The organism is Bartonella rattaustraliani AUST/NH4, from assembly GCF_000312565.1.
GTDB lineage: Bacteria > Pseudomonadota > Alphaproteobacteria > Rhizobiales > Rhizobiaceae > Bartonella > Bartonella rattaustraliani.
Window position 1 is genome coordinate 26,717 of the sequence record NZ_CALW02000012.1, and the last position, 12,573, is coordinate 39,289.

Here is a 12,573-nt window from a genome sequence, read left to right on the forward strand (position 1 = left end):
TTGCGTTTTTGAGAGGTTTTAAGGTATGGTACAGAGTTCAAGTGTGTTACGCGAGCCTAGTATGGATGAAATTTTAACATCTATTCGTGAAATAATCGAAGAAAATGGGGTTCAACCTGATCACTTTTTAAATGAAGATGTTGCTGTAAATGCTTTTGGAAATCGTTCAGAGGTTGCGTCAGAAGCTGATTATAATGCAAGCTTATCTGTTGATGATGCCATGAAGGCTTTGGCTGATCGTATTGGTCTTTCTTCTGAAAAACAGGATTTTTCTTTAGCGCAAGAAAAAGAGAATGCAGAGGGGGAAAATAATATGGTTAGTGTGGATATGCAAAAAATGAAGCCTTTTTCTGAAGAGCAGCACTCTGTTCATAAAACAAAAGAATATAGAGATGAGGCGCGTGCTTCGCAGTCAGAAAATATAATGGCTTCTCATGTGGAGCTTTCTGAATATTGTATTTCTTCTGCAGAGAAAATTGCAAAGGATGTTTTGCGTCCGGCTATAGCAGAATGGTTACAGAGTAAATTGCCTGTTTTGCTTGAGAATATTTTACGTGAAGAGATTGTTAAGGCGATTAAGAAGTCATCTTAACTGTTCATTTTTCATTTATTTTTTAAATTTTTATTTTATTTATGGGTGCTTTTCTGCATTTTCGTAGAGACGCAATATAAACGGGTAAGTTTGCACGATAGTATGATCCGCTTAAAGGTCGTATATTGCTTTTTTAGCGGCGTTATGGGTGAATAAAATGTTAGAAAAAAACTATGATGCTGCTTCTATAGAACAACGGATTGCAAAGAGGTGGGAGGCTCGTGGTGCTTTTGCAGCGGGGGAGGGTTCAAAAAGTGGTACAGAACCTTTTTGTGTTATGCTTCCGCCTCCCAATGTTACAGGCTCACTTCACATGGGGCACGCACTGAATACGACCATTCAAGATATTGTGGTCAGATTTCAACGAATGCGTGGTAAGAATGTGTTATGGCAACCTGGTATGGATCATGCAGGGATTGCGACGCAAATGGTTGTTGAGCGTCAACTTGCAGAACGCCAAGAACCGACGCGTCAAGAAATGGGGCGAGAAAAATTTGTTGAGCGTGTTTGGGAATGGCGCCATAAAGCTGGGGGTGTTATTGCAAACCAGCTGCGTCGTCTTGGGGTTTCATGTGATTGGTCGCGTGAACGCTTTACAATGGATGAAGGCTTATCTCAAGCTGTCCTTGAAGTTTTTGTGACTCTTTATAAACAAGGGTTGATATATAGGGATAAGCGTCTGGTTAATTGGGACCCTAAATTATTAACGGCTATTTCTGATCTTGAAGTCGAGCAAAAAGAAGTTAAAGGTCATTTGTGGCACTTTCGATATCCACTTGAAGGAAAAATTTTCAATCCTAATGATGTTACAACTTTTATAACAGTGGCAACAACACGACCAGAAACAATGCTTGGTGATACGGGAATTGCAGTTCATCCTGAAGATGAGCGTTATAGAAACCTTATAGGCCACAATGCTATTTTGCCACTTGTGGGGCGTAGGCTGTTGATTGTTGCTGATGCGCATGCAGATCCTGAGGCGGGAAGTGGTGCTGTAAAAATTACACCAGCACATGACTTTAATGACTTTGAAGTTGGGCAGCGCAACAATTTACGTTTGATCAATATTTTTACAAAAAAAGCGGAGATTTTTCTGCGAAAGAATGAAGCATTTTTTGAGGGACTCACTTTATCGGATGAATTAAAAGTCTTCGTGGAAAATTTAGATCAATCGGATCGTTTTTTTGCGCGTGATCGGATTGTTTCTTTGATGGAAGAAGGTGGATATCTCGCAGCTGTTGAGGATCATCCACACAGTGTTCCACATGGGGATCGTAGTGGGGTACCTATTGAACCATTTTTGACAGATCAATGGTATGTTCATGCTGCAGAATTAGCTAAGCCGGCAATAGAGGCTGTTTCTCAAGGAAAAACGCAATTTGTTCCCGATAGTTGGAAAAAAACCTATTTCAATTGGATGCAAAATGTTCAACCTTGGTGTATTTCGCGCCAGTTATGGTGGGGGCATCAGATACCAGCTTGGTATGGTCCTGATGGTACAGTTTTTGTAGAAAAAACTGAAGAAGAAGCTTTCGCGTCAGCTTTTTCTCATTATGGTGAAGTGGTTGAGCTAGCGCGTGATCAAGATGTTTTAGATACATGGTTTTCATCTGCTCTTTGGCCTTTTTCAACATTGGGTTGGCCAAACAAAACTATGGAGCTCTCTGCCTTTTATCCAACCTCTCTATCGGTTACGGGGTTTGATATCATTTTCTTCTGGGTTGCGCGTATGATGATGATGGGGATTCACTTCATGGGAGAAGTTCCTTTTCCAACGGTTTATGTCCATGCTCTCGTTCGGGATCAAAAAGGCGCAAAGATGTCAAAGTCGAAGGGGAATGTTATTGATCCATTAGAGCTTATTGATCAATATAGTGCAGATGCACTCCGTTTCACTTTGGCTATTATGGCTGCGCAAGGGCGTGATGTAAAACTTGATCCTTCTCGTGTTGCTGGTTATCGTAATTTGGCTACAAAATTATGGAATGCTACTCGGTTTGCGCAGATGAATGGTGTGAAGCATGATGCGGCTTTTAAGCCAGGAAATGCAAAGCTTGCACTTAATCGTTGGATTCTAACAGAATTATATAAAACTGTTTCAATCGTCACTGCGGGAATTGAAAATTATAAATTTAATGAGTCTGCTAGCGCACTTTACCGATTCATTTGGAATACATTCTGTGACTGGTATTTGGAACTTCTCAAACCGGTATTTCAAGGTTCAAATGAGGAGGCTAAAAATGAGGCGCAGGCATGTACTGCTTGGGTTTTGGATGAGGTTTATAAACTTCTTCATCCTTTTATGCCTTATATGACTGAGGAGTTATGGTCTCTTACCGAAACAATAGGAATGAAACGTGAAGATATGCTGGCATTGACAGCGTGGCCAGAGGGCATGTTTGTAGATGAAGAATCCGCTTCTGATATTAACTGGCTTATTGATATTGTCAGTGAGATTCGGTCTGTGCGTTTTGAAATGAATGTTCCGGCTGCTACTCTCGCACCGCTTGTTATTGTAGAAGGTGATAAATTAACGCGGGAGCGTGTGCAATGTTATGATTCTCTTCTTAGAAAATTAGCACGTGTTGAAACAATTGATTTTTCTGAAAAAGTTCCGGGTGTTTCAGCACAAATACTTTTGGGAAAGACGATTTTTTGTTTACCATTGGGGCAGTTGATTGATTTGGAATCTGAACGTGCTCGTTTGATGAAAGATGTCAAGAAAATTGAACAGGATATCGAAAAAATATCCGCTAAATTAAATAACCCTAAGTTCGTAGAAAATGCAAGACCAGAAATTGTTGAGGCGGAGCGTAATAGAATGATAGAATTGCGTGCTGCGCAGGAGAAAATATCTGTTGCTTTAGAGCGGTTGGCATAACAGCACTTCTTTCTTTTCCTGAATTATTTTACGCTGCTGCTTTGTTGATTAAGAGCTTTTCTTTAAAAGAGCGTTTTTTTGTTTTTCAATTCTAACTTTTAAGGTTATTTCCGAAGTTCTTTCATACAAAAATTATAAAAATCAAAAACTTGTAAATATTCGCGGTTTTTGCATTTAGGAAGGACAAAGGTGAGCGTTCATTATATTCGTTTATCTCATCTGCATTTCTTGTTACTTAAACAACCACTATATGTTTTACTTATTTTGAAGTATTTTTTAGTAACTTTCATCTTAAACAATTTTTATTGTTCATAATCAGTACAATAATATTGAGGAGTTTTGTACAAAAGATAGGATAATGGTTTATTTTAAAAAATAAAACTCTTGTGCAGAAGAATGGGAATTTTTTTCTCTTGCTACACAGATTTCAAATCCGTTGTAAGAGGTAGAGCTAAGATAAGGGGAGTGGATGATAAATAAATCCAAAATATTATGGAAAAAAGTTACAATTGTGATTGTTTTTCTTCTTTCTTATGTCATAGATGCCAATAGCGCGCAGACAGTTACTGATAATCCGTTTGATTTTTTAAAACGTGGTATGCTTGCTTATAAAAACGGTCAAATAAATCAGACACTTTCAGCATTTCAGTGTGCAGCTAATATGGGTAATATTGGTGCAAATTGGAAACTCGGCCATATTTATGCAAATGGTGATGGGGGCCCTGAAGATGATTATAAGGCATATCATTTTTTTGCATATATCGTTGAAAAAGGTGTTTCTCTTGATTGAGAGGATGAGAGCCATGTTTCTGATACTTTGGTTCAATTTGCAGGGTATATAAAAAAGGCATTCCTCAAATACCTTAAAACCTAATCCTTCTTATGCTGCTAGTTTTTATATGCAGGCTGCGATGAATTATGGAAATTCCAAAGCTCAGTATCAGTTGGGAAAAATATTTTAAAAAGGGGAGGGACGAGAGAAAAACCTTGTACAGGCTGCAAGATGGTTTCAGCTTTCAGCAAAAAAGGGAATCCTTCAGCTCAAGCGATGCTTGGAAATATGCTATTTCAGGCAGGAAAAACTGTTCGTGGTGCAGCCATGTTAACTGCAGCCTATGAGAAAGATGATATAAAAGGTCGAGACTGGATGCGTCCTTTGCAAGAATACGCTCTTGCTATTTGTGATGAATTTGAAAAACGTATAGCCCTGTCATTGGTTGGTGATTTTTAAAAAATAATAGCTTTTGAATATTTTATAGCAATATTTTCTACCATTTTTAACATTAAATTTCGCCTTTCATATTTTGTTTTATAGTAGAAAAAGAAGTGCGTGCAATAGAGGAAGAGTTTTGGGTCGTAAAATTGGAGGGCGTAATGTGATGGCTAGTGGTTAAGGATTTTAGATAAGAATTCTTGCGTACGTGGTGCTCTTGCTTGGGGATTCGAAAAGAACTCTTTGGATGAGCAGTCTTCAAGGATTTTTCCTTGGTCCATGAAGATAACACGCTCTGAAACTTTTTCTGCGAATTTCATTTCATGGGTTACGCAAATCATCGTCATTCCTTCTTCTGCAAGACTCACCATGACATCTAATACCTCACCGACCATTTCAGGATCTAGAGCAGATGTTGGTTCATCAAAAAGTATCACGAGTGGATCCATGGTCAAGGCACGTGCGATGGCAACACGTTGTTGTTGCCCTCCAGAAAGTTGACTAGGATATTTATTTTTATGTTCAATAAGTCCAACGCGTTCAAGATATAATAAACCACGCTCAAGCGCTTCTTCTTTACTGCGTTTGAGGACTTTTATTTGTGCAATTGTCAAATTTTCTGTGACAGATAAATGAGGAAAAAGTTCGAAATGCTGAAATACCATTCCTACTTGGCTGCGCAATTGAGGAAGATTTATTTGTTTTGAATGAACGGGTGTTCCATTGATCCAAATTTCACCTTTTTGAAAAGGAATTAAAGCATTAATCGTTTTAATGAGTGTTGACTTCCCTGAGCCTGAAGGCCCACAAACAACAACAACTTCTCCTTTATTTATCTTGGTTGAGCAGTTTTTAAGAACATTCACTTCGCCATACCAGTTAGAGACATTTTTTATTTCGATCATATGAGTAGACATTTTCTTTTCCTGTTAGCGAATAATGGATATTTTTTTCTGTAAATATGAGACGATCTGCGACAATGTAAAACAGATGACAAAGTAGAAAATAGCGGCTAAGATATAAGCTTCTTGCTTTGCACCAAAATTGTTAGCAACGATGTCAAAACCGTTTAGAAGACTATTGCCGCTAATTGCATAAACAAGCGTTGTGTCCTGAAAGAGGATAATAACTTGCGTTAAAAAGACTGGAAGCATATTTCTCAAGGCTTGCGGGAGAATGACAATGTACATATTTTGCCAATATGTCATTCCAAGAGCTTGTCCTGCATGTTTTTGCCCTTGCGAAACGGAGTTTATACCGGCACGCATAATTTCGGCAAAATAAGCAGTTTCAAATGCAGTAAAGGTAATGAGCGCTGATTTATTCGCACCGATTGATGTGCCAGTGAGAAAAGGTAAAAGCACAAAAAACCATAAGATAACCATAACAAGTGGGATTGATCGCATAGCTGTTATATAAATTATTGCAAACCAAGAAAGCAGCTTTATAGAAGAAAGCCGCATCATTGCTAAGAATGTTCCGAAAATAAGTCCTAAGAGCGTTGCAAAAATGGTTAGAAAAACGCTAAAGAGCAATCCTGATAAAATGTAAGAACAGAATATATCAAAAGTGAAAAATGAAAAATCAAAGTCTGAAAAATGAAAAGGAAATGAAAATCCAAACTGAGAGGGTATGAAATTGATCATATTTAGTGTTCCTCTGTTTGAAAACTGGGAATTTTAAGCATTTTTTCAATGGTAGTCATTATGGTGAATACGCATAAAGCCACAAAAATGTACAACACTGTAACGATTATATAGTTTTCGTAAACATGGCTTACTTCTTCAATTGTTTGATATTGAAATTGCATCAGTTCATTGATTGAAACAGCGAATGCGATGGATGAGTTCTTTACGATGCTCATGGCTTCTGAAGTAAGTGGAGGCATAATTGTACGTATAGCACGTGGTAATATGATATAGCGGTAAATTTGATAGGTCGTAAAGCCCATTGCCATAGCTGCATAGCGTTGTCCAGAGGGAATTGCCTCAATCCCTGAGCGAACTTGTTCTGCGATTCGCGCTGATGTAAAGAATCCCAAAGCACAGGTTATTAAGAGGATGGGTGAAAAATGCATTGCTGGTGGATAGATACGAGGCACAACAAAATACCACAAAAAAACTTGCACAAGCAGAGGAATGTTACGCATAACTTCCACCCAGATGCTTCCAAGAGTACGCAAAAAGCAACGGATTATGGACGTGTTTTGGAGAGTACGCATTGTTCCTATGATGATCCCAAAAAAGACAGCTAAAACCAATGAGGAGATGGATAATATAACTGTATTTTTTAAGCCTTCGAGCAGTGTATCCAAGTAGGTATGGCTCACACCAGGAGTTCCCAAGCATCCAGCTATGAGTGTTTGGTTAAGATCATCTGTGCAAAGGAAAGAAAAGTCCATTAATTGATATTTCCTCAGTGAAATCATTTAAAAAGTAATAAACCAACGGTATTTATATATATTAAGTTTAGTAAACTTGGTAAAAGATGAAATAAAGCATAACTCTACTCAATTAAAAAGAGTATTGTTATGCTTTATTTGGAATTCTACAAATTATTTTCTGCGTAAGATTCGCGAGGTTTATTGTTTGGGTGTTCCCAAGCGTATTTCGTGGCTTTGGATAGAGGAAGGTTGACAACAGTATTTGCAGGTGGGATTGGCATTAGAAACCATTTATTGTAAAGTTTTTCAAGTGTTTTATCCTTGATTTGGCGCACAATGCTGTCATCGATTGCTTGTTCGAAGTCTTTGTCATTTAAGCGAAGCATACAAGCGATGGGCTCAACGGAAAGTACAGTATCGAGAATGATATAATCAGATGGATTTTTTGATTTAGCAATATGCCCAGCGAGAATTGAAGCATCCATGACAAATGCGTCTGCGCGTCCAGATTCCAATAATAAGAAGCTATCTCCGTGATCTTTTCCTTTCACAACATTAAAGTTAATGTTTTTTGCGCGTTTATTTTTACGGATCAGTTGAACAGAAGTTGTACCGGTGGTGGTTGCAACTGTTTTGCCATTTAAATCGGCAAGAGATTTAATGTGAGAGTTTTTCTTTACTGCAATTCGAACTTCTTCAATATAAGTCGTATAAGCAAATGCTGCTTTTTTACCACGAGCTCTATCGTTTGTTGTTGAGCCACATTCAAAATCATAGGTACTATTGTTCAAAAGAGGAATTCTATTTTGGGATGTGAGAGGAAGATAATGAATTTTAATTGGCTTGCCAATTTTTTTTGAAATATCGTTGATGATATTTTCTGCCATTTCTGTATGAAAACCTACATATTTCCCATCACCAAGGGCATAGGCTAGACCTGATGATTCACGAACTCCTAGAGTGATTTCCCCTGTTTTTTTTATTTTTTCAAGCGTATTACTTCCAGCATGTGCGAGGTTTGTCAGCCCCATAGTTGTTGCTGCAATCAATATAAGTAGTGATTTTTTCATTATGCCCTCCGTTTATTTATGAACTTTATATATTTTTTATTGTTGAAGATCGTTTCATGCATGGTGTAGCATATTTATTACTCTAGGTGGGATATTTTTTGTGAACTCAATAAAATCAGGTGCAGTCCTTTATTAATTGCAGTTAAGATGAACCCAAACGGGAGTATGGTCCGATGGTTTTTGATATTCTCTTACTTCGGTTTGGCTATAAGCGCAGATGAGTTGATCAACAGCTTCTGGTGATAAGAGCAGGTGATCGATGCGAATCCCATTATTTTTGTGCCAAGCACCAGCTTGAAAATCCCAAAAGCTGAATGAGGGGCTCTCTGTGACATTGCGAATAGCATCGTAAAAACCTAAGTGCATAATACGTTGAAATGTTAGTCTTGTTTGGGGAAGAAATAAGGCATCTTTTCTCCATTCTTGAGGTTTTTTTGCATCCAATGGCGTAGGAATAACATTATAATCACCAGCGAGAATCAAGGGCTCTTCGTAGGTTAGCAATGATTTTGCATGGGTATATAATCTCTCCATCCATTTTACTTTATAAAGATATTTTTCGCTTTGTGTAGGATTGCCATTTGGTAGATAGAGGGAGGCAATGCGGATAACGCTTTTATTTGTTGAATAAACAGCCTCAATATAACGTGCTTGCTCATCATTGTCATTGCCTGGTAATCGGCGGATTACTTCATCTGGTGTTTTTTTGGAGAGGATTGCAACACCATTAAAACTTTTTTGTCCATGTGTTTCTATATGATAACCAAGTCCTTCAATTGCATTACGTGGAAAGTTTTCATCAGTACTTTTAATTTCTTGTAGACAGACTATATCAGGCTGATTTTGTTGTAACCATTGATATAATGTTTCATGCCGTGCTTTTATTCCGGCAATATTCCATGTTGCTATTTTCAAGATGCTCATTTTAACTCACCTGTACAATTTATAAAACTGCTACGTTAAAATGTTCTATGAAACTCTACAATATGTCGTGGATTTTTTTGTTGTAGGAACTTGTTGTTTTATGAAAATCTGATTGATTGAGAATTTTTGTAAAAAAAACCAATTAAAACGATTAAAATTTAATTTATTTTTATTTTTAAAAAAAATCTGCTGTTTAGTTCTTGACGAATGTATGTGTTCTCGTTATTAGAAACCATTATGACCGGTGTGAGAGTGTTCTGGGTGTTTATTAAGTCATTCGAACAGGGTTAGAAGCTTAAAAGCAAATACCAGTGCAAGAGGCTAGCGCCTTCTCTGCTTATAGTCGGGTAAGCTGTTTATGGCAGGTGTGCCCGATTTTGTGTGTAAGCTTGGGTATTTACTCCGATAGTATCGGGATAGATCAAATAAGAGAAAGCCCAAATGGGTGAGACGAATGTAGATCGATAAAGAGGAAGGTTACATGCCTACCGTAAACCAGTTGATTCGCAAGCCGCGTGTGGCGTCAGTCAAGCGCAATAAGGTTCCTGCTCTCCAGTCGAATCCGCAGAAACGGGGTGTCTGTACACGTGTCTATACAACGACACCGAAGAAACCGAATTCTGCTCTTCGCAAGGTTGCTAAAGTCCGTTTAACAAATGGATTTGAAGTTATTGGTTATATTCCTGGAGAGGGGCATAATCTTCAGGAGCACTCCGTTGTAATGATTCGTGGTGGTCGTGTGAAGGATTTGCCAGGGGTTCGTTATCACATTATCCGTGGGTTGCTTGATACACAGGGTGTCAAGAATCGTAAACAGCGTCGTTCGAAATATGGCGCAAAGCGTCCGAAATAATATTGAGAGACAGAGCCGATGTCCCGTCGCCATAGAGCAGAAAAACGTGAAATTAATCCAGATCCTAAGTTTGGTGATTTGGTTGTTACAAAATTTATGAATGCCATCATGTTTGATGGTAAGAAGTCAGTCGCTGAGCGTATTGTTTATGGTGCGCTTGATGCTTTAGGAAATAAAGTGAAGTCAGATCCTGTGGCTTTGTTCCATAGGGCTTTGGAGAATGTCGCTCCTCATATTGAAGTTCGTTCTCGTCGTGTTGGTGGTGCTACTTATCAGGTGCCGATTGATGTTCGTCCTGATCGTCGTCAGGCTCTTGCTATTCGCTGGCTGATTACAGCGGCACGTGGGCGTAATGAGAGTACAATGGTTGATCGTCTTTCTGGTGAGTTGATGGATGCAGCGAATAATCGTGGTTCTGCAGTAAAAAAGCGTGAAGATGTTCATCGTATGGCTGAGGCTAATCGTGCGTTCTCTCACTATCGCTGGTAAGTGTATTAAAAACTAAGGCAAATGTAATGGCTCGCGAATATAAAATTGAGGATTATCGTAATTTTGGGATTATGGCGCATATTGATGCGGGTAAGACCACTATGACTGAGCGTATTTTGTTTTACACTGGTAAAAATCATAAAATCGGTGAGACGCATGATGGTGCTTCTACGATGGATTGGATGGAGCAAGAGCAAGAGCGCGGTATTACGATTACATCTGCTGCGACCACCACCTTCTGGCAAGGGCGTGATGGTCGGAAACGGCGCTTTAATATTATTGATACGCCGGGACACGTCGATTTTACAATTGAGGTTGAGCGTTCTCTGCGTGTTCTTGATGGTGCGATTGCTTTGCTGGATGCTAATGCTGGGGTGGAGCCTCAAACGGAGACTGTTTGGCGGCAGGCTGAGAAGTATCATGTGCCACGCATGGTTTTTGTGAATAAAATGGATAAAATAGGTGCTGATTTCTATCGTAGTGTAGAAATGGTTGGTTCACGATTGGGGGCTAAGGCGCTTGTTGTGCAGTTGCCGATAGGTTCTGAAAATGACTTTGAAGGTGTCGTTGATCTCGTTGAGATGAGGGCTTTGAAGTGGGATGGTTCTATTGGTGCTTCGGCAGTGGTAAGTGAAATTCCTTCCGATTTGAAAGAGAAAGCGGAGGAATATCGCGAAAAACTTATCGAGATGGCAGTTGAAGTTGATGAGGCTGCGACAGAGGCTTATTTGGAAGGGGTTATGCCGTCCAATGAGCAACTTATTGCTCTTATTCGTAAGGGAACAATAGAGGTTCAATTTCATCCTGTTCTTTGTGGTACGGCTTTTAAAAATAAGGGAGTTCAGCCGCTTTTGGATGCTGTTGTTTCTTATCTTCCTTCTCCCGTTGATGTTCCTGCGATTGGCGGTATCGATGTAAAGACTGAAGGTGAAACGACACGTGAGTCTTCAGATGAGGCGCCGCTTTCTATGCTTGCTTTTAAAATTATGAATGATCCATTTGTGGGGTCACTGACGTTTTGTCGTATTTATTCTGGTAAGGTTCAAAAGGGTCTTTCTCTTGAAAATACCGTGAAGAAGAAAAGAGAGCGTTTGGGGCGTATGCTTCAAATGCATTCAAATTCTCGTGAAGATATTGAAGAGGCGTTTGCTGGTGATATTGTTGCTTTGGCAGGACTTAAAGAAACGACAACCGGTGATACTCTTTGTGATCCTTTGAAGCCTGTTATTCTGGAGCGTATGGAGTTTCCAGAACCTGTTATTGAAATTGCAATTGAGCCGAAAACAAAAGCAGATCAGGAGAAGATGGGGATCGCGCTTAATCGTTTAGCTGCAGAGGATCCCTCATTTCGTGTGAAGTCTGATGAAGAATCAGGGCAGACAATTATAGCTGGAATGGGCGAGCTTCATCTTGATATTATTGTTGATCGTATGCGGCGTGAATTTAAGGTGGAGGCGAATGTTGGTCAACCTCAAGTTGCTTATCGTGAATCAATTACAAAAGTGGCAGAAATTGATTATACCCATAAGAAACAGTCAGGTGGTGCTGGGCAGTTTGCTCGTGTAAAAATTATTTTTGAACCTCATGATGGTGATGATTTTATTTTTGAGTCAAAAATTGTTGGGGGTGCTGTTCCTAAGGAATATATTCCGGGTGTACAAAAGGGGATAGAGAGCGTTATGGGGGCTGGTCCTCTTGCAGGTTTTCCTATGCTGGGTGTAAAGGCTACTTTGATTGATGGTGGTTATCATGATGTTGACTCCTCTGTCTTGGCTTTTGAAATTGCTGCTCGTGCTGCTTTCCGAGATGGAGCTAAAAAAGCTGGTGCGCAGCTTCTCGAACCAATTATGAAGGTAGAAGTTGTAACGCCAGAAGATTATGTTGGTGATGTCATTGGTGATTTGAATTCTCGTCGTGGTCAGATTTCTGGGACTGAAGCGCGTGGTATTGCAACAGTTGTGAATGCAATGGTTCCTTTGGCGAATATGTTTGGTTATGTGAATAATCTTCGTTCGATGAGTCAGGGACGTGCGCAGTATACAATGCAGTTTGATCATTACGAACCTGTTCCTTCAGCTGTTGCTTTGGAGATTCAGAAGAAATATGCGTGATTTTAAATTACGTTATTAATTTTTAACTAAGTCCTTGGTTTGGACGGAAAATGGAGA

At 39.2% G+C, this 12,573-nt stretch carries 10 protein-coding genes and 1 pseudogene; 6 read left to right on the forward strand and 5 right to left on the reverse strand.

All coding sequences use genetic code 11. The features are described 5' to 3' along the window. Positions 1-25 precede the first annotated feature (25 nt). From BN67_RS02235 to BN67_RS12510, 3 genes and pseudogenes are all read left to right on the forward strand, one after another. Positions 26-592, forward strand: a complete 567-nt coding sequence (locus BN67_RS02235) for a DUF2497 domain-containing protein (RefSeq protein WP_026088121.1) — start codon at positions 26-28, stop codon at positions 590-592. A gap of 157 nt (positions 593-749) precedes the next feature. After that, entirely contained in the window at positions 750-3,473 is a 2,724-nt protein-coding gene (locus BN67_RS02240; RefSeq protein ID WP_019222531.1) for a valine--tRNA ligase, read from the forward strand. A gap of 469 nt (positions 3,474-3,942) precedes the next feature. Next, positions 3,943-4,721 (forward strand): annotated as a pseudogene (locus tag BN67_RS12510) (tetratricopeptide repeat protein). Positions 4,722-4,856: 135 nt separating this feature from the next. On the opposite strand, the gene BN67_RS02250 reads toward BN67_RS12510, so the two are convergent. From BN67_RS02250 to xth, 5 genes are all read right to left on the reverse strand, one after another. Then, positions 4,857-5,603, reverse strand: coding sequence for an amino acid ABC transporter ATP-binding protein (locus tag BN67_RS02250; RefSeq protein WP_033313074.1), 747 nt, complete (start codon positions 5,601-5,603; stop codon positions 4,857-4,859). Between the two features lie 12 nt (positions 5,604-5,615). Then, on the reverse strand, positions 5,616-6,332 hold the full coding sequence (locus tag BN67_RS02255; protein ID WP_019222533.1) for an amino acid ABC transporter permease: 717 nt from the start codon (positions 6,330-6,332) through the stop codon (positions 5,616-5,618). A gap of 2 nt (positions 6,333-6,334) precedes the next feature. Then, a complete protein-coding gene (locus BN67_RS02260; RefSeq protein ID WP_019222534.1) occupies positions 6,335-7,087 on the reverse strand; it encodes an amino acid ABC transporter permease in 753 nt (250 codons plus the stop codon). 146 nt (positions 7,088-7,233) lie between these two features. Beyond that, positions 7,234-8,139 carry a transporter substrate-binding domain-containing protein gene (locus BN67_RS02265; protein WP_019222535.1) on the reverse strand — a complete coding sequence of 302 codons (906 nt, stop codon included), beginning with the start codon at positions 8,137-8,139 and terminating at the stop codon, positions 7,234-7,236. A 132-nt stretch (positions 8,140-8,271) separates the two neighbouring features. Further along, positions 8,272-9,054, reverse strand: coding sequence for an exodeoxyribonuclease III (gene xth, locus BN67_RS02270; protein WP_026088122.1), 783 nt, complete (start codon positions 9,052-9,054; stop codon positions 8,272-8,274). A 490-nt stretch (positions 9,055-9,544) separates the two neighbouring features. Between xth and rpsL the strand changes: the two genes are divergently transcribed. From rpsL to fusA, 3 genes are read left to right on the forward strand one after another with little or no spacing between them, the layout of a single operon-like run. Further along, positions 9,545-9,916: a 30S ribosomal protein S12 gene (rpsL, locus tag BN67_RS02275; protein ID WP_019222537.1), complete on the forward strand. Its 372-nt coding sequence runs from the start codon at positions 9,545-9,547 to the stop codon at positions 9,914-9,916. Positions 9,917-9,934: 18 nt separating this feature from the next. Beyond that, positions 9,935-10,405, forward strand: a complete 471-nt coding sequence (gene rpsG / locus BN67_RS02280) for a 30S ribosomal protein S7 (RefSeq protein ID WP_019222538.1) — start codon at positions 9,935-9,937, stop codon at positions 10,403-10,405. A gap of 26 nt (positions 10,406-10,431) precedes the next feature. Further along, positions 10,432-12,516 carry an elongation factor G gene (gene fusA / locus BN67_RS02285; protein ID WP_019222539.1) on the forward strand — a complete coding sequence of 695 codons (2,085 nt, stop codon included), beginning with the start codon at positions 10,432-10,434 and terminating at the stop codon, positions 12,514-12,516. Positions 12,517-12,573 lie beyond the last annotated feature (57 nt).

Bases quoted from the DNA above. Each gene is read 5' to 3' on its own strand.
- BN67_RS02235 (WP_026088121.1), top strand. From the start codon at position 26: ATGGTACAGAGTTCAAGTGTGTTACGCGAGCCTAGTATGGATGAAATT.
- BN67_RS02240 (WP_019222531.1), top strand. From the start codon at position 750: ATGTTAGAAAAAAACTATGATGCTGCTTCTATAGAACAACGGATTGCA.
- BN67_RS02250 (WP_033313074.1), bottom strand. From the start codon at position 5,603: ATGTCTACTCATATGATCGAAATAAAAAATGTCTCTAACTGGTATGGC.
- BN67_RS02255 (WP_019222533.1), bottom strand. From the start codon at position 6,332: ATGATCAATTTCATACCCTCTCAGTTTGGATTTTCATTTCCTTTTCAT.
- BN67_RS02260 (WP_019222534.1), bottom strand. From the start codon at position 7,087: ATGGACTTTTCTTTCCTTTGCACAGATGATCTTAACCAAACACTCATA.
- BN67_RS02265 (WP_019222535.1), bottom strand. From the start codon at position 8,139: ATGAAAAAATCACTACTTATATTGATTGCAGCAACAACTATGGGGCTG.
- rpsL (WP_019222537.1), top strand. From the start codon at position 9,545: ATGCCTACCGTAAACCAGTTGATTCGCAAGCCGCGTGTGGCGTCAGTC.
- rpsG (WP_019222538.1), top strand. From the start codon at position 9,935: ATGTCCCGTCGCCATAGAGCAGAAAAACGTGAAATTAATCCAGATCCT.
- fusA (WP_019222539.1), top strand. From the start codon at position 10,432: ATGGCTCGCGAATATAAAATTGAGGATTATCGTAATTTTGGGATTATG.